General features: G+C 74.4%; 17 protein-coding genes. 4 read left to right on the forward strand and 13 right to left on the reverse strand.

Features of this window, described 5'->3' with window-relative positions; genetic code table 11:
• Window positions 1-165 precede the first annotated feature (165 nt).
• Window positions 166-1,038, forward strand: coding sequence for an alpha/beta fold hydrolase (locus ACPPVO_RS31550; RefSeq protein ID WP_426502179.1), 873 nt, complete (start codon window positions 166-168; stop codon window positions 1,036-1,038).
• Here the strand turns inward: ACPPVO_RS31550 and ACPPVO_RS31555 are convergent.
• The 4 genes from ACPPVO_RS31555 to ACPPVO_RS31570 form a co-directional block, all read right to left on the reverse strand.
• Window positions 966-1,541, reverse strand: a complete 576-nt coding sequence (locus ACPPVO_RS31555) for a DUF5709 domain-containing protein (RefSeq protein ID WP_426502180.1) — start codon at window positions 1,539-1,541, stop codon at window positions 966-968. The genes ACPPVO_RS31550 and ACPPVO_RS31555 overlap by 73 nt on opposite strands.
• Window positions 1,542-1,585: 44 nt before the next feature.
• On the reverse strand, window positions 1,586-2,755 hold the full coding sequence (locus ACPPVO_RS31560; RefSeq protein WP_426502181.1) for a zinc-dependent alcohol dehydrogenase: 1,170 nt from the start codon (window positions 2,753-2,755) through the stop codon (window positions 1,586-1,588).
• Window positions 2,752-3,147, reverse strand: a complete 396-nt coding sequence (locus ACPPVO_RS31565) for a hypothetical protein (protein WP_426502182.1) — start codon at window positions 3,145-3,147, stop codon at window positions 2,752-2,754. The genes ACPPVO_RS31560 and ACPPVO_RS31565 overlap by 4 nt, the downstream gene beginning before the upstream one ends.
• A 373-nt stretch (window positions 3,148-3,520) precedes the next feature.
• On the reverse strand, window positions 3,521-4,753 hold the full coding sequence (locus ACPPVO_RS31570) for a PP2C family protein-serine/threonine phosphatase (protein WP_426502183.1): 1,233 nt from the start codon (window positions 4,751-4,753) through the stop codon (window positions 3,521-3,523).
• 88 nt (window positions 4,754-4,841) lie between these two features.
• Here ACPPVO_RS31570 and ACPPVO_RS31575 point away from each other — a divergent pair, with 88 nt between their 5' ends.
• The gene (locus ACPPVO_RS31575) at window positions 4,842-5,222 is read left to right on the forward strand and encodes an STAS domain-containing protein (protein ID WP_426502184.1); all 381 of its coding nucleotides are present in this window, start codon (window positions 4,842-4,844) and stop codon (window positions 5,220-5,222) included.
• Between the two features lie 238 nt (window positions 5,223-5,460).
• Here the strand turns inward: ACPPVO_RS31575 and ACPPVO_RS31580 are convergent, their stop codons facing one another.
• The 6 genes from ACPPVO_RS31580 to ACPPVO_RS31605 all read right to left on the reverse strand — a co-directional run bounded on the left by ACPPVO_RS31580 (window position 5,461) and on the right by ACPPVO_RS31605 (window position 14,979).
• Window positions 5,461-6,630 carry a M20 metallopeptidase family protein gene (locus ACPPVO_RS31580; protein ID WP_426502185.1) on the reverse strand — a complete coding sequence of 390 codons (1,170 nt, stop codon included), beginning with the start codon at window positions 6,628-6,630 and terminating at the stop codon, window positions 5,461-5,463.
• A gap of 382 nt (window positions 6,631-7,012) precedes the next feature.
• Complete coding sequence (locus ACPPVO_RS31585) at window positions 7,013-8,044, reverse strand: YihY/virulence factor BrkB family protein (protein ID WP_426502186.1); 1,032 nt, start codon at window positions 8,042-8,044, stop codon at window positions 7,013-7,015.
• A 42-nt stretch (window positions 8,045-8,086) separates the two neighbouring features.
• Window positions 8,087-9,286: an SGNH/GDSL hydrolase family protein gene (locus tag ACPPVO_RS31590; protein ID WP_426502187.1), complete on the reverse strand. Its 1,200-nt coding sequence runs from the start codon at window positions 9,284-9,286 to the stop codon at window positions 8,087-8,089.
• A gap of 88 nt (window positions 9,287-9,374) precedes the next feature.
• Entirely contained in the window at window positions 9,375-10,580 is a 1,206-nt protein-coding gene (locus ACPPVO_RS31595) for a PP2C family protein-serine/threonine phosphatase (protein WP_426502188.1), read from the reverse strand.
• On the reverse strand, window positions 10,577-10,891 hold the full coding sequence (locus tag ACPPVO_RS31600) for an STAS domain-containing protein (protein WP_426502189.1): 315 nt from the start codon (window positions 10,889-10,891) through the stop codon (window positions 10,577-10,579). The genes ACPPVO_RS31595 and ACPPVO_RS31600 overlap by 4 nt, the downstream gene beginning before the upstream one ends.
• Window positions 10,888-14,979 (reverse strand): SpoIIE family protein phosphatase, encoded by a 4,092-nt coding sequence (locus tag ACPPVO_RS31605; RefSeq protein WP_426502190.1) that lies wholly within the window; start codon window positions 14,977-14,979, stop codon window positions 10,888-10,890. The genes ACPPVO_RS31600 and ACPPVO_RS31605 overlap by 4 nt, the downstream gene beginning before the upstream one ends.
• A gap of 203 nt (window positions 14,980-15,182) precedes the next feature.
• On the opposite strand from ACPPVO_RS31605, the gene ACPPVO_RS31610 reads away from it, so the two are divergent.
• Window positions 15,183-15,950, forward strand: coding sequence for a hypothetical protein (locus tag ACPPVO_RS31610; RefSeq protein ID WP_426502191.1), 768 nt, complete (start codon window positions 15,183-15,185; stop codon window positions 15,948-15,950).
• Between the two features lie 3 nt (window positions 15,951-15,953).
• Here the strand turns inward: ACPPVO_RS31610 and ACPPVO_RS31615 are convergent, their stop codons facing one another.
• The 3 genes from ACPPVO_RS31615 to ACPPVO_RS31625 all read right to left on the reverse strand — a co-directional run bounded on the left by ACPPVO_RS31615 (window position 15,954) and on the right by ACPPVO_RS31625 (window position 18,114).
• The gene (locus ACPPVO_RS31615; protein ID WP_426502192.1) at window positions 15,954-16,811 is read right to left on the reverse strand and encodes an oxidoreductase; all 858 of its coding nucleotides are present in this window, start codon (window positions 16,809-16,811) and stop codon (window positions 15,954-15,956) included.
• Between the two features lie 180 nt (window positions 16,812-16,991).
• On the reverse strand, window positions 16,992-17,180 hold the full coding sequence (locus tag ACPPVO_RS31620) for a hypothetical protein (RefSeq protein WP_426502193.1): 189 nt from the start codon (window positions 17,178-17,180) through the stop codon (window positions 16,992-16,994).
• Window position 17,181: 1 nt separating this feature from the next.
• Window positions 17,182-18,114 carry an NADP-dependent oxidoreductase gene (locus ACPPVO_RS31625; protein ID WP_426502194.1) on the reverse strand — a complete coding sequence of 311 codons (933 nt, stop codon included), beginning with the start codon at window positions 18,112-18,114 and terminating at the stop codon, window positions 17,182-17,184.
• 49 nt (window positions 18,115-18,163) lie between these two features.
• Here ACPPVO_RS31625 and ACPPVO_RS31630 point away from each other — a divergent pair, with 49 nt between their 5' ends.
• Entirely contained in the window at window positions 18,164-18,745 is a 582-nt protein-coding gene (locus ACPPVO_RS31630) for a TetR/AcrR family transcriptional regulator (protein ID WP_426502195.1), read from the forward strand.
• The last annotated feature ends 38 nt before the right edge of the window (window positions 18,746-18,783 follow it).

An 18,783-nucleotide genomic window follows, 5' to 3' on the forward strand; every position in this document is an offset into this window, starting at 1 on the left:
CCCGACATCGACGGCGCACACCTGATTGAGGTGACGACAGTGACCGCGCTCAGCGGACCGCGACCCCGCGCGGGCCCGTGAGCAGGGCGAACCGGGCCCGATCGACGCCGATGGGCAGACCGCCGGGACCCGGGACGAGCGGCGGAAAGCGGGTACCAGGAGACCATGAGAGCCCTCATGACCCGCGCGGAACGCCGGTCGGCCGTCGCCGCTCCGCGCGAGCGCGACGGGTTCGTCAGCCGCCCCGCCGACGTCGGCGGGCTGCGGCTGCACGTCCGGGAACGTGTCGTGCCGGGCGCCGGGGCCTGGGTACTGCTGCACGGTCTGGCGGTCTCCCACCGGTACCTGATGCCGACCGCCACGGCGCTGCGGCCGGCCTCGTTGTACGTCCCCGACCTGCCCGGCTTCGGCCTGTCCGGGAAGCCGCGGGCGGTCTACGGGCCGGGCCGGCACGCCGAGGTGGTCGCGGCGTGGATGGACCGCGCCGGGCTGCGCGCCGCCGGGGTGCTCGGGAACTCGTTCGGCTCCCAGGTGGCGGTCGAGCTCGCGGTGCGCCGGCCCGATCTGGTGGCCGGGCTCGTGCTCGTCGGCCCGACCGCCGACCCCGCGGCCCCCGACGCGGCCGGGCAGTTCCGGCGCTGGGTGCGCGACCTCGGCCGCGAGGACCCGCGGGAGATCGCGATCCTGGCCCGGGACGTCCGCGACGCCGGGGCGCGGCGGATCCTGGGTACCCTGCGGCGCAGCGTCGAGCACCGCGTCGAGCGCCGGCTGCCGCTGGTCGCCGCGCCCGTCCTGTTCCTGCGCGGCGAGCACGACCCGATCGCCCCGCGCGACTGGCTGGAGCGGGCCGCCGCCGTCACGCCGCGGGCGAGCGTACCGCGGGCCGGGCACAACGCCGTGACGACCGCGGGCGCCCAGGTCGCGGCGCTCGCAACGGCGTTCGTCGCGCCCGGCCCGCCGCCGGGTCAGCGCTCCGGGATCTCGTGCAGCGCGGCCTCCTCGGCGCTCGCCCCGCCGCCGGCCGGGCCCGCGTCGTAGGCGATCGCATCCTTCTCCACATCCGGACCGGTGCCCTCGTCCGGCTCGACGAGGCGGCCGACGGTACCGCTGCCGCCGCCTATGCCGGTGTCGTACATGGACACCGGGGAGCCGAGGTTCGGCTCCACCGGCGTGTCGTCGATCACCGTCTCGCGCTCGATCGCGTCGATCTCGGTGGCCAGCGCGTCCGGGTCGAACTCCTCCCCGTTGTCCGGGGCCGGCCGTACGTCAGGGGCCCCGACCTCCAGCGCCGGGTCGGGGACCTCGCGGTCGAGCTTCAGGTCGAGGGGCTCGCCGGCCAGGGCCTCCTCCGGCGTCGTGCCGAAGTGGTCGACCGCGAGCGGACGGTCCTCACGGTCCAGCGGCAGCGCGGCGGGGTCGGGGCCGTCGGCGATACGGCCGGACTCGGCGTCGTCCCGGGCGGTGGAGTCATCGTCGGCGGTGTCGGGAAGGCCGGCGGCCTCCGGGTCCGACACCGGGTTGGGGTAATCGTCGGTACGCATACCCGCCACGTACCCGGTCCGGGTGGGGCCACACACCGCCCGGTCTAGGGGGTGAACACGGTGCGGACGCAGCCGTCGGCCTTCTCCTTGAAGATGGTGTACCCCTCCTGGCCCCGCTCCAGCGGCATGGTGTGGGTGGCCAGGTGCTCGGTCACGAGCTCGCCGCGCGCCATGCGCTCCAGCAGCATCGGGATGTACCGCTGGCCGTGCATCTGCGCCCCGCGCACCGTCAGGCCCTTGTTCATCATCGCGCCCAGCGGGAACTTGTCGACCACGCCGGCGAAGACGCCGAGGACGAAGACGCTCCCGCCCTTGCGGCAGTTGTAGATCGCCGAGCGCACCGCGGCGGTGCGGTCGGTCTGCAGCCGCAGCTGCTGCTTGACCTTGTCGTAGACGTGCTCCGCGCCGTTCGCGTGGGACTCCATGCCGACGGCCTCGATGCACACGTCCGGGCCGCGGCCGCCGGTGCGCTCCAGCAGCTCCGCGCCCACGTCGGTGCGGCTGTAGTCGAGGGTCTCCGCGCCGGCGTACTTGCGGGCCATTTCCAGGCGGTAGTCGAACCGGTCGATGCTGATCACGCGCTCCGCGCCGAGCAGGACGGCGGCCCGGGCGGCCATCTGCCCGACCGCGCCCGCGCCCCACACCGCGACCACGTCGCCGGGGCGCACGCCGCCGAGGTCGGCGCCCATCCAGCCGGTCGCGGCGGAGTCGGACGCGAACACGGCCCGCTCGTCGCTGACCCCTTCCGGGACGGTGAACGCGCCGACATCGGCGAAGGGCACCCGGATGTACTCGGCGTGGCTGCCGGCGTTGCCGCCCATCGCGTGGGAGTACCCGAAGCAGCCGCTGGGCGCCGCGCCCCACATCTTCTCGGTGATGGCGGGGTTGGTGTTGCCGTTGTCGCACAGCGAGTACTCCTCGTGGCGGCAGTGCCAGCACTGCCCGCACGCGATGAACGACGACACGACCACGCGGTCGCCGACGGCATGGCGGCGCACGCCCGGCCCGGCCTCGACGACCTCACCCATGAACTCGTGGCCGAGCACGTCGCCCTGGCGCATGAACGGGATGTAGCCGCCGAGCAGGTGCAGGTCGGAGCCGCAGGTGACGCTGCGGCGGACCCGCACGATGATGTCGCCGCTGTTGCGGACCTGCGGGTCGGGCACCTGCTCCGGCGCGACCTTGTTGACCCCGGTCCAGCACAGTGCCTTCACAGCCGCCCCTCCTCACGTCCGTGCCGGGTGGCGTAGGCCAGCGGCGCTCCGGTGATCGTCGGCCGCGTCGTCGGCGGCGTGTCCGGCAGCAGCACCTCGCCGACCTCGGCCAGCGAGCGCGCGGCCCGCAGGGCCTTGCGCACGTCCCGCACCCGCTGCCGCCCGGCGTCGGACGCGACGCGCACGGAGAGCTCGGTGCCGCGGTCCCCCGGCGCCGGACGGATGCGGACCTCGACGGGGAAGGCGAGCTCGTCGAGCGGCCGCGGCTTGGGGCCGAGCTGCTCGGGTGAACAGTTGATGGTGACGCTGTGCCAGCGGTCGGTCTCCGGTCGGCGGCGGCGGCGCGCCACGACGACGCCGGTGACCGCGCCGGCGCCGACGGCCACGGCCACGGCGGCGGGTAATGCCCGCCTCAGTCCAGATCTGCGCATAGGACAGCCGCTACCCACAGGCGCAGGGCCGACACCTCCGGCCCCATTTGGTAGCCCTCAGGCATACCGGGTCGACGACGGCCAATCCCCAGCATGGAGGTCGAGCAATGGCACCAACCGAATACGAGGACAACGGCGGCGGCGCCAAGGACAAGGCGGCCGCCGCGCTGGACACGGCCGGCTCGGCGGTGCGCGACTGTTCCGCCAGGAGGTGCAGGACGCCGGCGCCACCCGTGCGGATGACGCCGGCACCTGTGGTTGGCGGGCGCGCCGGTGGGTAGACGTCCTGCGATCGGTCGGACGTCTTCGGAGGTGCGGGAGCGGTGAGCGTGGGTCAGTCGCGTCCGGCCGTGGGCAGCATCGCGCGCACCGCGTCGTACGACCACTCCACCAGCATCAGGGTCGCGTCGTCGGACGGGGGGCCGTCGTAGTGCGACAGCGCCTGGTGGCACAGGCGGCGCAGGGTCTCGGGCGCCGGCAGGCGGCCCGCGTCGCGCTGGGCGAGCCCGGCGAGCCGTGCCACGCCGAAGCTGGTGCCGTCGCGGTCGCGCGCCTCGACGACGCCGTCGGTGTACAGCAGGATTCGATCACCGCGCTCCAGGGTCACCTCGCCGGCCTCGACCCCTTTGTCGCCCAGGCCGAGCGGGAGCCGGCGGCCGCCGGTGAGCCCGCGCACGAGCCGGCCCTCGCGCAGCAGCAGCGGCGGCGGGTGGCCGGCGTTGATGTATCGCAGCCGGCCCCGCTCGAGGTCGAGCTCGGCCAGGACGGCGGTGGTGAAGCGCAGCTCCGGCAGGTACTCCTCCAGCGCCCGATCGGCCGCCGCGGCCATGGCCTCCAGGCGTTCGTCCGCGCGCCGGGCCGCCCGGATCGCGGAGAGCACCACCGCGGTGCCGAGGCCGGCGCGCAGGTGGTGCCCGGCGGTGTCGAAGATGGCGAAGTAGAGCGTGTCGCCGTCGGCGGCGTAGTCGAACCCGTCGCCGCCGACCTCGTAGCACGGCTCGAGGATCGCCGACACGACCGCCCGGCGCGACACGAACGTCATGGGCGGCATCAGCCGCCACAGCAGCTCCGACGCCTCGGACATCCGGCGCACCCGGCGCACCTTGAGCAGGGCGTCGCCGTAGGGGACCTTGGTCGCGATCAGGTGCCCGACCAGCTGGCCGAACAGGTCGCAGCCGGCCACGAAGGCCTCGTCGCCGAGCCGCACGTCGCCGTGCGCCACGAGCTCGAGGGCCCCGAGGCGCTCGGTGCCGTCCAGCAGCGGCAGCCACAGCCGGGCCGGCTCGGACCCGCCGGCGGGCACCGGGGCCGGCCGGACCGTCATGAAGACCCGGCCCGCGACCGTGCCCTCGACGGCGAGCGGGTCGGCGGTGGCCACCCCGGCCCGCGGTACCGCCCGCAGCGTGCGCTGCTCCTGGTCGACCAGGTAGATCGTCGCCGCCAGCCCCAGCGGCCCGGCGGCCGCCGCGACCTCGTCCGCCAGCTCGTCGGGCTGGGCGAGCCGGGTGCGCTGGAGCAGGTCGGCCAGGGCGGCCCGCCAGGGCCAAGGGTCAATGGCGGTGCTCACGTGACCTCCCTGTCAGCGCGACGATCCCACCACCTTCTCGCAGATCCGGGCGGCCCGCGCGCCGTCCGGCGCAGATAGGCTCATGAGTGTGCGTTCCTCATTCATCGGCAGCGGACCCGGCGGCAACCCCGCCGACATCGTCACGGTGCACATCACGGACGGCGATCCCGTCATCGTCGCCGTCACCGGGCGGCTCCTGTTCGACACGCTGCAGCCCCTTGCGGACGCGCTGGGCGAGCTGGACCCGGCCGGGCGTCCCCGGGTCGTGCTGGACCTCGCCGGGGTGCCGCTGTGCGACTCCAGCGCGCTGAACCTGCTGGTGCGCACCCGCACGGCCCGGGCCGACGCGGGCGGCTGGCTACGGCTGGCGGCGGCGCAGCCCATGGTCGGCAGCGTCCTGGAGATCACCAACCTGTCGTGGATCCTGCCGATGTACGAGACCGTCGAGGAGGCGTCCACGGCGGCGTGATCCGCCGTGGTCAAACCCCGCCGTGACCGGCGCCGCGCCGCCGTGGTCAAACCCCGCCGCGACCGGCGCCGCGCCGGCGTGATCAAAAGCCGCGCGACCGGCGCCGCGCCGGCGTGATCAAACCCCGCAGTGACCGGCGCCGCGCCGGCATGATCAAAGCCGCCGCGACCGGCGCCGCGCCGGCGTGGTCAAACCCCGCCGCGACCGGCGCCGCGACCGGCCTGAGCCGGCTCGGGGGTCAGCCGCGGGCGAGGCGCCGCGCGGCCAGCTCGGCCAGCAGGACGGCGCCGTCGAAGAGCACGTCGTCGTCGAACCGGGCCCGCGGCGAGTGGTTGCCGGGCAGTCCCCGGTGGTCGTCGCCGGCCGCGGCGCCCAGGAAGAGGTACGCGCCCGGCACCCGCTCCAGCACCCGGCTGAAGTCCTCCGATCCGGGGACGGGGTGCTCCATGAGCGTGAACCGCCCGGCGCCGAACAGGTCGCGGGCGGTCCCGGCGACGAAGTCGTACTCGCGCGGATCGTTGACGGTCACCGGGTACTCCGGCTCGAACCGCACCTCGGCCCGCAGCCCGTGCGCGGCCGCGATCCCCTCGCACAGCCGCACCGACTCGCGGGCGATCTGCTCCCCGGCGGCGGCGCTGAACGTGCGGACGGTGGCCTCGAACACCGCCTCGTCCGGAATCACGTTGCGCAGGGTCCCGGCGTGGAACGCGCCGACGGTGACGACGACCGGCTCGAACGGGCTGTAGCGGCGCCCGACCATCGTCTGCAGCGCGGTCACCATCTCGCACGCGGCCGGGATCGGGTCGGCGGCCTCGTGCGGGGTCGCGCCGTGCCCGCCGGCGCCGACGACCCGGACGAACAGCCCGGCCGCGGCCGACATCAGCGGCCCGGGCCGCGCCGCGAAGACCCCGCGGGGAAACAGGGCGGCCAGCACGTGCAGCCCGTAGGCGGCGTCGGCGGGCCGCCCGGCCGCGTCGAGCACCCCCTCCTCGATCATCAGACCGGCGCCGTCGTACCCCTCCTCGCCCGGCTGGAACATGAGGACCACGTCACCGGCGAGCTCGCCGCGACGCTCCGCGAGCAGGTGCGCGGCGCCGACGAGCCCGGCGGTGTGCAGGTCGTGGCCGCAGGCGTGCATGGCGCCGGGGACCTCGGACGCGTACGGCACGCCGGCGAGCTCGGTGACCGGCAGCGCGTCCATGTCACCGCGCAGCAGCACGACCGGCCCGGGCCGCGCGCCGCGCAGCACCGCAGTGACGGACGAGAGCGCGGCACCGGTGCTGATCTCCAGCGGCAGCCCGTCGAGCGCGGCGAGCACCTGCCGCTGCGTGCCCGGCAGGTCGAGCCCGATCTCCGGCCGCCGATGCAGCCGCCGGCGCAGGTCGATGAGGTCTTCCCGCAGTCCCATGGGCTCCGTTCCCGGTGGTGAGGCCGTCAGGTTCGACAGTATCGGATGGACGACCCACCCCCGCCGGAGCCGCTCGAGCAGGCCCCAGGCGGTCGTCGTGGCCGAGGGCGGAGGAGCCGGAGCGGGCGACACGGCACGGCATTGGCGCTGCAGGTTCGGCACAACGTCGCCGACAAGGCCCGTAAAGGCCCGCGCCGCGCTCACGGGAGTGTGGACCGTGCTCGTGGCCGGCGTCGGCGGCCTCCGCGACGCGCACGACGAGCGCACCGTCGCCCCGCGGCAGATCCCGCACCTGGGCTCCACACGCGTCACGGCCCGGGTGATCGATGACCTTCATGCCCACATCATAGTGAGCGGGTATGACATTTCGACGGCGGCCGATTCAATGCGCCGGGTGCGGGTTCTTCTTGAGCTTGCGGGTGTCGCGCAGGCCGACGTACGGCTCGTCGGCCTCCTCGTGCCCGGCCTGGATCGCCCGGCTGCGCTGCAGCTCGGCGTCGAACTCGGCGCCGACCAGGATCGCCAGGTTGCTGATCCAGAGCCAGATGAGGAAGACGATGACGGCGGCGAGGCTGCCGTAGGTCTTGTTGTACGAGCCGAAGTTGGCCACGTAGAAGCCGAAGCCGGCCGAGGCGATCACCCACATCACGACGGCGAGGAGGCTGCCGGGGCTGACCCAGCGGAAGCCGCCGTGCTTCGCGTTCGGCGAGGCCCAGTACAGGATCGCGAACAGCAGCGCCACGATCGCCACCAGCACCGGCCACTTCACGATGTTCCACGTCGTGACCGCCGCGCCGCCGGCGCCGATCCACCGGCCGGCCTGCTCGGCCACGGGGCCGGTGAAGACCACGAGCAGCGCCGCGACGGTGAGCAGGACGCCGGTGACGATCGTGACGCCGAGCCGGATCGGCAGCGTCTTCCACACCGGGCGCCCCTCGGGCACGTCGTAGATGGCGTTGGAGGCCTGCATGAAGGCGCCGACGTAGCCGGAGGCCGACCACAGCGCGCCGACGATGCTGACCACGGCCAGCAGCCCGGCGGTGCCCTGCTGGCCCTGCTGCAGGTTCTTCGCGGCGTCGCCGAGGATCCCGCCGGCCGAGCCCGGCGCGACCTCGCCGATGTTGTCGATGACCTTCTGCACCGTGTCCTTGCCGAACAACCGCAGCACCGTGACGAGCAACAGGACGCCGGGGAAGATCGAAAGCACGCCATAGTACGTCAACGCCGCGGCCCACACCGTTGCGCTGTCGTCGCCGAGCTCCTTGACGGTGCGCTTGAGCACCTGCAGGTACGAGTGCTTCGGCAGGGCGCTGAGCTCGTCCGGACCCCGATCGGCGGTGGGCTGCCGAGGGAGCGGTCCGGGCTCGTCCGCGGCCGTGCGCCCCTGCTCCCGCGGTTCGGTGTCTTCGGTCATGGCTGTCCCATTCCCGCCGCGGCGGCGGCCAACCACGATTTGTCACCCGGACGGGCGAGTGACGTCGATGTCGTCGACGTAACCGCGGAACACACCGGTGCCGCCGGGCTGGTCGTAGCCGATGCGGATCTGGTCGACGGTGCCGCCCGCGAGCGGGTTCAGGTCGACCGTGACCCGGTTCCACTGGTTCGCCACGAGGTGGCCGCCCTGGCCCTGGTGCTGCGGGTGCGCCCGCACGCCGTACTGGTCCACGGCCCCCGAGTCGCGCAGGCTGCGCCCGTCGGTCAGGAACAGGTCCAGGGCCACCGAGGCGCCGTTGGCGTTCTGGGGATGGATCCAGTACGTGAGCGTGGTGTGGGCGGTGAGGATCAGGTGCACGTTGTAGAGGCGGTTGTACGAGTACGAGCCGGACGCGCTCAGGTCGTTGCCCGAGTACATCAGCGCGTAGGTGCCGCCGTGGGCCAGCTCGGCGCGCCGGCCGGACTCCATCTTCGTCAGCCCGCAGCAGTAGCCGCCGACGTTGAGCGCCGACTGCACCGTGTCGGTCCACGTCAGCTGCTGCACGGTGGCGCCGAGGTCGGTGCGGAACAGCGGCCAGGCACGCCCGGCGCCGAGCACGGGCTGCAGCGCCGAGTACCACGCGTTGGCCAGCTTCGAGTACCCGTCGTCGGTCGGGTGGATGCCGTCGGCGCCGATGTCGGCGAGCGTGAGGTTGCCGTAGAAGTCGACAAGCGGTACCCCGAGCGCCGGCAGCTTCGCGTTGAAGGCGGTCACGCGCGCGTTGACGGCCGCATCCCGGTTGGGCACCAGCGTCGAGATGACGACCCTGACGCCGGGGGCGTCGCGGCGGACCTGCTCGACCAGCGCGCCGAGGCGGGCCGGCGCGTTGGCGACGTCGTAGTTCTGGATCATGTCGTTGGTGCCCGCGTTGATCAGCACCACGTCGGGCCTCGCGGCCGCGATCCAGGCGTCGGCCCCGGCGGCGACCTGGTCGATGCGGAAGCCCGGGTGGCCCTCGTTGTCGCGGTCGGGCCCGTTGCCGGACTGCTGCGAGCCGACGAAGTCGACCGCGATCCCGGCGTCGTCGGCGAGGTGGCGGCGCAGCTCCTCGCGGTAGCCGTTGCCGTCCGTCGAGGCGGTCCCCCACGTGATGGAGGCGCCGAGCGGCATGATGCGCACCGGCGTCGCGGGGGCGGCCGGGCCCGGGATCGCGGTGACGAAGGTCAGCGCGGTGGCGGCCACGCCGATGACTGCGAAAGAAAGCCGTCGATGCTTGGGCACGTGCCCAGCAAAGACGGCCGTCGATGATTTGTCAACGCTTTACAGAACGTCAGGCCCTCCGGCGCAGGGCCAGCAGGGCGATGTCGTCGCCGGCCGGCTGGTCCTGCAGCATGGTGGCCATGACCGTGGTGCACAGCCGGTCGGGGGCGGTCGCGGTCACGGCCGCGGCGAGGCGGTCGAGGCCCTCGCTGATCGAGCGGGCGCGGCGCTCGACCAGGCCGTCGGTGTAGAACAGCAGCGTGCCGCCCGTCGGCAGGGCGAGCGTGGTATTGGTCCGGGCCAGGTGCATGTCGGTGCCCAGCGGCAGGTTGGCGCGGATCGTCAGCAGCTCGCCGGGCGTGGCCGGGGTGGCGAACATCGGCGGCGGGTGCCCGGCGGTCGACATGGTGACGGTGTCCAGCGACGGGTCGATGACCGCGTAGATCGCGGTGGCCATCGCGCCCGGCTCGAAGCGGTGGATCTTGCGGTCCAGGCGGGTCAGGACGTCGGCGGGATCGTCGGTCTCCAGGGCGTACGCGCGCAGGGCCGAACGGATCCGGCCCATGACCACCGCGGCGCGCAGCCCGTTGCCGGCCACGTCCCCGACCGCCACGCCGATCGCGCCCGAGGGCAGCTCGAAGACGTCGTACCAGTCCCCGCCGACGCCCACCTCGGCGCCGGGCACGTACCGCACCGCGAGCTCCAGCCCGGCGATGTCCGGCGGGCGGGTCGGCAGGAGGCTGCGCTGCAGGGCGTAGGCGGTGGCCCGGTCGAGGCTGTGCATGCGCGCCTGGGTGGCCGGGGCGATCCGGTCGGCGACGAGCTGCAGCAGCTCGATGTCGCCCGCGGTGAACCGGCGCGGCTGGCGGGCGCCGACGTAGAGCACCCCGATGAGCCGCCCCGCCGTGATCATCGGCACGCCGAGCATCGAGGCGATGTGCTCGTGCAGCACGACCGGGCTCATCACGTTCGTCTCGTCGACGCGGTCGATGGCGAGGGGCTGGGCGGTCGCGGCGACCGTGCCCGCGAAGCCGCGACCGACCGGCACCCGCACGCCCTGGTGTACCTCGCGCTCGAGACCGCTGGTCGCGGTGGCGACGAGCTCGGCGCCGGTCGGGTCGAGCAGCATCACCGTCGCGGTGTCGGCGTGCAGCAGCTCGCGGGCCCGCACGAGCAGCTCCTCGAGCAGGTCCTCGACGCCCAGCTTGGACAGCGCGGCATCGGTGACCAGCTGCAGTCGCCGCAGCTGTTCCCCGCTGTCGCGCGTCCCGGTCACTGGCTGCCGCCCTCCGCGACCACTTCGACGGCGGCGAGCTGGTCCAGGCCGCTGAACGACAGCAGCGCCTCGTTGAGCGGGCTGATGCGGATGTCGAGGCGGTCGGCGTGCGCGAACAGGGTCGCCAGCGCCGCGCTGTCGAGATAGTCGACCCGGGTCAGGTCGACCAGCGCCCGCGAGCCACCGCCCAGCGCGTCGCGCAGCCGGGCCGCGAACTCGGGGGCGTTGGTGAGGTCGATCTCGCCGACGGCACTGAGCTGAGCGACGCCGTCGGCCGAGCGTCCGATGGTGATGTGCAGCGGCGTGGTCATGATGTGATCCTCGTGGACATCTCGACGGTCGTACCGGTGGCGCCGGTCCGCAGATCGACGTGTTGCATGAGGGCCCGCATGAGCTTGAGGCCGTGGCCGCGGTTCGGGTCGGGCTCGCTGCGCGCGGGCCGCCAGCTGCCGTTGTCGGTGACGGTGAGGTGCAGGTCGTCGCCCATCGCCCGGACCAGCAGCCGGACCCAGCCGACGCCCTCGCGGTGGCCGTGCTCGATGGCGTTGGCGCACGCCTCGCCCGCGGCGACGAGCACGCGCTGGGCGAGCTGGTTGCCGATGCCGGCCCGGTGCATCCAGCGGCGCAGGGCGGCGCGGGTCGGGGCCAGCTGGTTGCTGCGGGCCTCGAAGGACAGCTCCAGCGGGGCCGGGTGGCGGTACAGCAGCAGCGCCACGTCGTCGCTGGCGCCGTCCTCGCCGATCATCTGCGCCATGACCCGGTCGGCGAGCTCGTCGACGGGCAGGGCCTGGTGCGACTGCACGGCCTCGGCGGCGTTGCCGATGCCGACGGTGAGCGGGCGCCGGCGGCGTTCGACGAGCCCGTCGGTGTACACCAGCAGCACCCCCCGCGGTGGCACGGCCGCGCGCGCCTCGTCCCGGCCGCTGTCGCGCGGCACGCCGATGGGCAGTCCCCGCCCGCCCTCCAGCAGCTCGCTGCGCCCGTTCGGCAAGGACAGGATGGCCGGCGGGTGGCCGGCGCTGGAGTACACCAGGCCGCCGTCCTCCGGGTCGAGGATGGCGCAGAACGCCGTGGTGCACACCGCCCCGGGCAGCAGGGCCGCGAACCGGTCCAGCGCGGTCAGCACCTCGCCCGGCCCGGTCGCCTGCAGCAGCAGGGCGCGGGCGGCGCTGCGCAGCTGGCCCATGATGGTGGCGGCGGTCAGCCCGCGGCCGACGCAGTCGCCGACCATGATGCCGATGCGCCCGTCGGGCAGGTCGATGGCGTCGTACCAGTCGCCGCCGACCTCCAGCGGCCGGGTCGCCGGCTGGTAGCGCACCGCGAAGCCGTCCGGCAGCACGACCGGGCCCAGGATCGAGCGCTGGAGCGTGACGGCGACCTCGCGCTCCTGGTCGAACGCGTAGGCCCGGTGCACCGCCTGCGCGAGCGAGCCGCACAGCAGCAACAGCAGCGTCTGGTCCTCGGTGCCGAAGCCGCGCGCCGGGTCGAGCGCCAGCCGGATCCCGACCGGCCCGAGCGGCGACTCGATGGACGTGCCGGCACCGGTGGGCCGGCCCGCGTCGCCGATGTCGATCAGGATGCGGGACGGGCCGAGGTCGAGCAGGTCGTCGAGGACCGGGGGCGGCTCGGCCCCGTCGGCCGCGTCGGTGACCGTGACGCTCCCGGCGCGCGCGGTCACGCCGGTGGCGTGCCACTGCCGGCGCAGCTGGGCGGCGGCCGCCTGCAGCACCTCGGGCACGGTCCGGGCGCCGGCCAGCCGCTCGTTCATGGCGTTGAGCGCCGTCTCGCGCTGGGCCGCCGAGCGCTCGGTGGTGATGTCGCGCAGCGTGCCGACGAGCATCGTCGAGCCGCCGTCGTCGTGCACGGAGTTGATCGTGACGGCGGTCCACAGCCGGTGCCCGTCGCGGTGGCGCACCGGCACCACCAGGTTGCCGTGCCGCCCCGAGACGACGTGGCGGTACTGGGCCATGACCTCCTCGTAGGCGACCGGGTCGGTGTCCGGGTCCGGCCACCACGGGTGCGGCGGCGCGTACGGTACCCCGTCGGCCGGGTACCCCACGATGTCGGCGAACGCGGCGTTGACCTCGACGACGGCGCCGTCGGCGTCGGCGACGAAGAACCCCTCCTGCAGCGAGTCGATGAGCGCGCTGCGGAACCGGGCGTGCTGGTTGCGCAGCCGCGCCAGGTCGACGTTGGCCCGTACGCGGGCCAGCAGCTCCTGGGCCTCGAACGGCTTGACGAGGTAGTCGTCGGCCCCGGCCGACAGCCCCTCGACCGCCGCCTCCTGCCCGGCCCGGGCGGACAGCAGCATGACCGGGACGCCGGCGGTGCGCGGGTCGGACCGCAGCGCCGCCACGAGGGCCAGCCCGTCCAGGCCGGGCATCATCACGTCGCTGACGATCAGGTCCGGCGGCTGGGCCCGGGCGGCGGCGAGGGCGGCGGTACCGTCGGCGACCGTCGCCACCTCGTACCGGGCGGCCAGCAGCCGGCGCAGGTAGTCGCGCATGTCGGTGTTGTCGTCGGCGACGAGCACGCGGGCGCGGGGGCCGTCGCCGGGCGCCGCGGGTACCACCGGCCCGGCGTCCTGGGGGTCGTCCTCGGCGGCGCCGGGCAGCCAGCGCAGCGCCTCGCGCACGAACGGCTCGGCGGTCTCGGTGGCGGTGTCGCTGCCCGTCGAGGTCGCGAGCTGGTCGGCCGGCAGGTGCGCCGAGCCGAACGGCAGGCGGATGGTGAACGTGGTGCCGGCGCCGGGCCCGCTGACCGCCTCGATGGTGCCGCCGTGCAGGTACACCAGCTCCTGCACCAGGGCGAGACCGATCCCACTGCCCTCGTTGGAGCGGGCCCGCGCGGTGGGGATGCGGTGGAAGCGCTCGAACAGCCGCGGCATCTCCTCGGCCGGCACGCCGATGCCGGTGTCGGCCACGGTCACGACGGCGTGCTCGCCCGCGGCGGCCACGGCGACCCGGACGCCGCCGTCGAACGTGAACTTGAGCGCGTTGCTGAGCAGGTTGAGCACGATCTTCTCCCACATGCCCCGGTCGGCGTACACCGGCCGGGGCAGCGGCGGGCAGTCGACCTCGAAGGCCAGCCCGGCCCGCTCGACCGCGGCCCGGAACACGCTGGCCAGCTCGGCGGTGAACGCCGGCAGGTCGACCGGCTCGTAGCGCGCCTGTATCCGGCCCGCCTCGATGCGGGAGAAGTCCAGCAGCGTGTTGACGAGCTTGCCCAGCCGCAGCCCGTTGCGGTGGATGACCTCGACCTCGTTGCGGGCCTGGTGGTCGTCGGCCGGCAGGCGGTCGCGCAGCTCCTGCAAGGGTCCCATGATCAGGCTCAGCGGCGTGCGGAACTCGTGGCTGATGTTGGAGAAGAACGTCGTCTTGGCCCGGTCGAGCTCCGCGAGCTCCTCGGCCCGCAGCTGCTGCGCCTGGTAGCTGCGGGCGCTGGCGATGCCGGTGGCCACGTGCCCGGCGGCGAGCTCGAGGAAGCCGCGGTAGCCCTGGTCGAGCAGCCGGTACCGGTTGAGCCCGGCGACGAGGAAGCCGTAGGGCGCCGCGCCCTGGCGCAGCAGCGGCATCAGCAGCGCCTCGGCCGGCGGCTCGGTCCAGGCGCCGGTGGGCAGCCCGTCGAGGTCGCGCAGGTCGACCTGGGTTGGCGTGCCGGCCAGCGGCCACGGCGCCGCGACCCCGTCCGCGCCGATGCGCTCCGGGGCGGCCGGGTGCCCCGCGGGGAAGCCGGTCGCGGCGGCCAGGCGCGCGCCGGCGTCGTCGAAGAGGTACGTCAGCGTGAAGGGCAGGTCGCGGCCGTTGCGCATGAGCTGCTCGGCGGTGAACGCGAGCATCTCCTGCTCGGTGCGCACGACGCTCGGGTCGGAGCCGAGGTCGCGCAGCGTGGCCATGCGCCGCTCGCCGATGACACGCTCGGTGTCCTCGCTGACCACGCAGAGCATGCCGGTGAGCGCGCCGTCGTCGTTGCGCAGCGGGCTGTAGGAGAAGGTGTGGTACGTCTCCTCGCGGTACCCGGAGCGCTCCAGGAACAGCAGCAGCGCCTCGTCCCAGGTCGCGGCGCCCGTGCCGAGCACGGACTCGATGCGCGGGCCGATGGTGTCCCAGATCTCGGCCCAGACCTCGCTGGCCGGGCGGCCCAGCGCCCACGGGTACTTGCGGCCGAGCGTGTCGCGGCGGTACGCGGCGTTGCAGAAGAACGTCAGCCGCGGGCCCCACGCCATCCACATCGGGAACCGTGAGGCCAGCAGGATGCTCACCGCGGTACGCAGGCTCTGCGGCCACCCGCCGGGCGGCCCGAGCGGCGTCGCCGCCCAGTCCACGGCGGCCAGGTCCCGGCCGACCTCGGCGTCCGCGGCGAACACGTCGGCCCCGTCGGGACGCCTGCCTTCGGGCATGCGGCCCCTCCCCCTTTGCTCGCCGGGCATGATCGGTCGCGGTCCCAGTGCCCAGTCCTCGCGGACTTCAATCACGGCGGGCCGCCGTACGGGTATACCGCAGCTCCGCCTTGGACGACGGCTGGACGAGCACGCCATCGAGCAGTTGGCGCGACGACGCGCAAGGCGCTCGCCCGGTTGATCGATGCCACTAGAGTCCCGGCATGGGGACTCGGGGGAAGACGATCGCCGCGGCGCTGGTCGCCGTCGCCCTGCTCGGCTGCGGGTTCTGGTCGCGCGGGCCGGGCGACGGCAACGAGGCGGCGCGCAACGAGGCCGAGTGGGCGGCCAAGCAGATCCAGGGCGAGATCGGCAACAACGGCGACGGGCGCGACGCCGAGTCGGTCACCGCGACCGTGATCATACCGTTGCAAATGCCGCCCGAGATCCAGGTCGTGCCGGTGGCCTGGTCCGGGCGGGCCTCCAGTGACGAGCGGGGCGTCATCGAGATCCAGATCGACGTCTGGGAGCCCGCACGCAAGGGCCAGTCGCTGGGCGACCCCGGTCAGACCGCCGGGCACGCCACCGCCTGCTACCGGTACACGATGCAGATCTACCGCGGCACCGCCTACGCCGGGATTCCGTGCCCGAAGACCCACATGACGAGCATGCCCTCGGAAACGCCGCTGCCGCGGCTGCCGGACGACGCCCGGGCCCGCCTCGCGAACGCTCTGCGCACCGCGACCCCGCAGACGCTGGCGGGCACGGTGCGGGCCGCGTTCCCGCCGGACTACATCACCGTCGACACCACGACGACGGACCAGGGCACCCTCGTGGCCGCCGTGGGCGTGCCCCACCCCCAGACGCGCGACTGCATCGTCATGATCAAGGACCCGGGCGCCGAGCCGAAGCCGGTCGACTTCCCCCGCATCCAGCTCCAGCCGGGCGAGTCGGGCTGCCACACCCGCCTCTACACCAATCCGGTCCGCTGAGGATCAGCCGAGCCGGGCCAGGTCCTCGCTCGTCAGCCGGAGCCCGCCGGCCGCGACGTTCTCCTCGAGATGGGCCGGCGAGCCCGTACCCGGGATCAGCACGATGTTCGGGGAGCGGGCCAGCAGCCAGGCCAGGGCGACCTGCGGTACCGACGCGCCGTGCCGGGCCGCCACCGTGCTCAGGGCGTCCGCCGTCAGCGGGGCGAAGCCGCCGACCGGGAAGAACGGCACGTACGCGATGCCCGCCTCCGCGCACGCGTCCACGAGCGGGTCGTCGTCGCGGGCCGCGATGTTGTAGAGGTTCTGCACGCACACGATGTCGGCGACCTTGCGCGCCCGGTCGACCTGGTCCCGGTCCACGTTCGACACGCCCAGGTGCCGGATCAGGCCCTCCGCGCGCAGGGCCATGAGAGTCTCCAGGGCCGGCTCCAGGGGCGCGTCGGCGTGGCCGCGGTCGCCCAGGCGCAGGTTCACCACGTCGAGTTGGTCCAGGCCCAGGGTGCGCAGGTTCGCCTCCACGCCGCGGCGCAGGCCGTCGGGCGTGAGGCCGGTGTGCTCGGCGGCCGGGCGGCCGAGGTCGTCGCCCTCGACGAGGGCGCCCACCTTCGTCACGATGACCAGGCCGGCCGGGTACGGGTGCAGCGCCGTCCGGATGAGCTCGTTGGCGGCCACGCCGGCGCGGGCGTAGTAGTTCGACGTGTCGAGGTGGTCGACGCCCAGCTCCACGGCCCGGCGCAGGATCGCCAGCGCGGTGTCCCGGTCGGGCGCGTCGCCGCGCGGCCAGCCCGTGAGCTTCATCGTGCCGTACCCGACCCGGCCGACGCCCAGATCGCCGCCGAAGAACCATCGCTCGCTCGTCACGAGGGCCGACAGTACCGCAGCCGCGTCCGGCCCCTAGGTGGCCGTGACGGGCGCCGGCCGATATCCGGCTGGGGATCGACTTCGGCGCACCGCGACCCGGCTGACCGAGGTGAGCACCCTCGGCAACCGGGCCGCGGACTCCGAGTGCATCGGCTGATCACCCGAGGCCGTCGAGGAACGTCAGGCTCCGCCGCCACGCCAGCTCGCACGCCGGGCCGTCGTGGTCCGGGGTGCCGGCGTCGTGAACAGGTGCCCGGCGCCCGGGTAGGTGTGCACGCCGACGGACGCGCCGGCGCCGGCCAGGGCCTCGCGCCACGCGTCGACGCCGGCGGCCGGGGAACAGCTCGTCGGCAGTGGCCACGGCGTCACCCTACGAGACGACGAAGACGATCCGGCCGCGGGCGTGGCGGGTCTCGCTCAGTTCGTGGGCCGCGGCCGCGGCCTCGAGCGGGAACGTCGCCGCGATCGGGATGTGCAGCCGGCCCTCGTCGGCCAGGGCGGCCGCGAGGGCCAGGGCGTGGACCGCCAGCGGATCCCCGGCGGCGGCGGACGGGGAGCCGTGGGACATGTGCACGCCGTGGGCCGCGGCGGTGAGGTCGGCGATGGTCACCACGCGTGCCGGGGTGCCCGCGACGGCGATCAGGTCCGGCAGTGCGCCGCCCGCGGTGTCGAAGACCGCGTCGACGCCGTCCGGGGCCAGGGGGCGCACGCGGTCGGGCAGGCCCTCGCCGTACACCACGGGAATCGCGCCCAGCGAGCGCAGGAAGGCGTGGTTGGCCGGGCTCGCCGTGCCGATGACCGTCGCGCCCCGCGCCGCCGCCAGCTGGACCGCGACCGTGCCGACGCCGCCCGCCGCGCCGTGCACGAGCACGGTGTGACCGGGGCCGACGCCGAGGCGGTCCAGCACGCGCGTGCCCGTTTCGGCGGTACCGGCGGCACCGCCCGCCTCCGCCCAGGTCCACGCGGCCGGCTTCGCGGCCCAGGCGACGAGGACGGCGTGCTCGGCGTGGGCGCCCCGGGCCGTCATCGCGGTCCAGCCGAACACCTCGTCGCCGGCGGCGGTGCCGGTCACGCCCGGGCCGACCTCGTCGACGACCCCGGCGGCGTCGAAGCCGGTGCGGAACGGGAAGGCCGCCGGGACCACGTCGCGCAGCCGCCCGGAGCGGATGCGGGTCTCGCCGGCCGAGAAGCCCGACGCGCGCACCGCGATGCGGATCTCCCCCGGGCCGGCGTGGGGCGGCGGGACGTCGGCGACGTGGACGACGGCGGGCGGGCCGTACTCGGTGAACTGGACTGCTCGCATGATCCGGACCGTAACGGAACCCCCCGCCCGCCTGGCTAAAGTGAGAGGGGTGACGGCGGAAGTGAGACAGCGCTCGGACGCGCGGGACAACCGGGGGCGCATCCTCGCCGTCGCGCGCGCGGCGTTCGCGGCCGAGGGGCTCGGCGTGCCGATCCGGGAGATCGCGCGGCGGGCGGAGGTCGGGCCGGCGACGGTGTACCGGCATTTCCCGACCAAGGAGGCGTTGTTCACCGCGGCCGCCGCGGCCGCCGAGCCGGCGCTGTGCTCGGCGATCGTGGAGCGGGGGCTCGCCGAGACCGACCCGTGGCACGGTTTCCGCCACGTGGTCGGGGAGCTGATGCGCCGGCCCGCCCGCCGCCGAGCGCCCACCGGCTACCTGCGCTCCGATCGCGAGCGGACGGTACGCCTGCTGCTGCGCCTCATCGCCAGCGCCAAGGCGTCCGGCGAGCTGCGCGCCGACCTCGAGCTCGAGGACGTCGTCGTGGCGCTGATGGCCAACGAGGGCATCCGGGCCGGGTCGCCCGCCGTTCGCGCGGCGGCGTCGCGGCGGTTCGCGGCGCTGACGATCGAGTCGTTCCGGGCGCGCCCGGAGCCAGCGGCGCTACCCCCGGCGGTCCGGGTGCTTTCTTAGGCCCGTCTTAGAGAGACGGTAGTGCATTTCGTAGGGTC

Origin of the sequence: Dactylosporangium sp. McL0621, assembly GCF_049995355.1 — a bacterium.
Lineage (GTDB): Bacteria > Actinomycetota > Actinomycetes > Mycobacteriales > Micromonosporaceae > Dactylosporangium.

Excerpts from the sequence above, each read along its gene's own strand:
- ACPPVO_RS31550 (WP_426502179.1), top strand. The coding sequence starts at position 166 with ATGAGAGCCCTCATGACCCGCGCGGAACGCCGGTCGGCCGTCGCCGCT.
- ACPPVO_RS31555 (WP_426502180.1), bottom strand. The coding sequence starts at position 1,541 with ATGCGTACCGACGATTACCCCAACCCGGTGTCGGACCCGGAGGCCGCC.
- ACPPVO_RS31580 (WP_426502185.1), bottom strand. The coding sequence starts at position 6,630 with ATGGGACTGCGGGAAGACCTCATCGACCTGCGCCGGCGGCTGCATCGG.
- ACPPVO_RS31585 (WP_426502186.1), bottom strand. The coding sequence starts at position 8,044 with ATGACCGAAGACACCGAACCGCGGGAGCAGGGGCGCACGGCCGCGGAC.
- ACPPVO_RS31600 (WP_426502189.1), bottom strand. The coding sequence starts at position 10,891 with ATGACCACGCCGCTGCACATCACCATCGGACGCTCGGCCGACGGCGTC.
- ACPPVO_RS31605 (WP_426502190.1), bottom strand. The coding sequence starts at position 14,979 with ATGCCCGAAGGCAGGCGTCCCGACGGGGCCGACGTGTTCGCCGCGGAC.
- ACPPVO_RS31610 (WP_426502191.1), top strand. The coding sequence starts at position 15,183 with ATGGGGACTCGGGGGAAGACGATCGCCGCGGCGCTGGTCGCCGTCGCC.
- ACPPVO_RS31625 (WP_426502194.1), bottom strand. The coding sequence starts at position 18,114 with ATGCGAGCAGTCCAGTTCACCGAGTACGGCCCGCCCGCCGTCGTCCAC.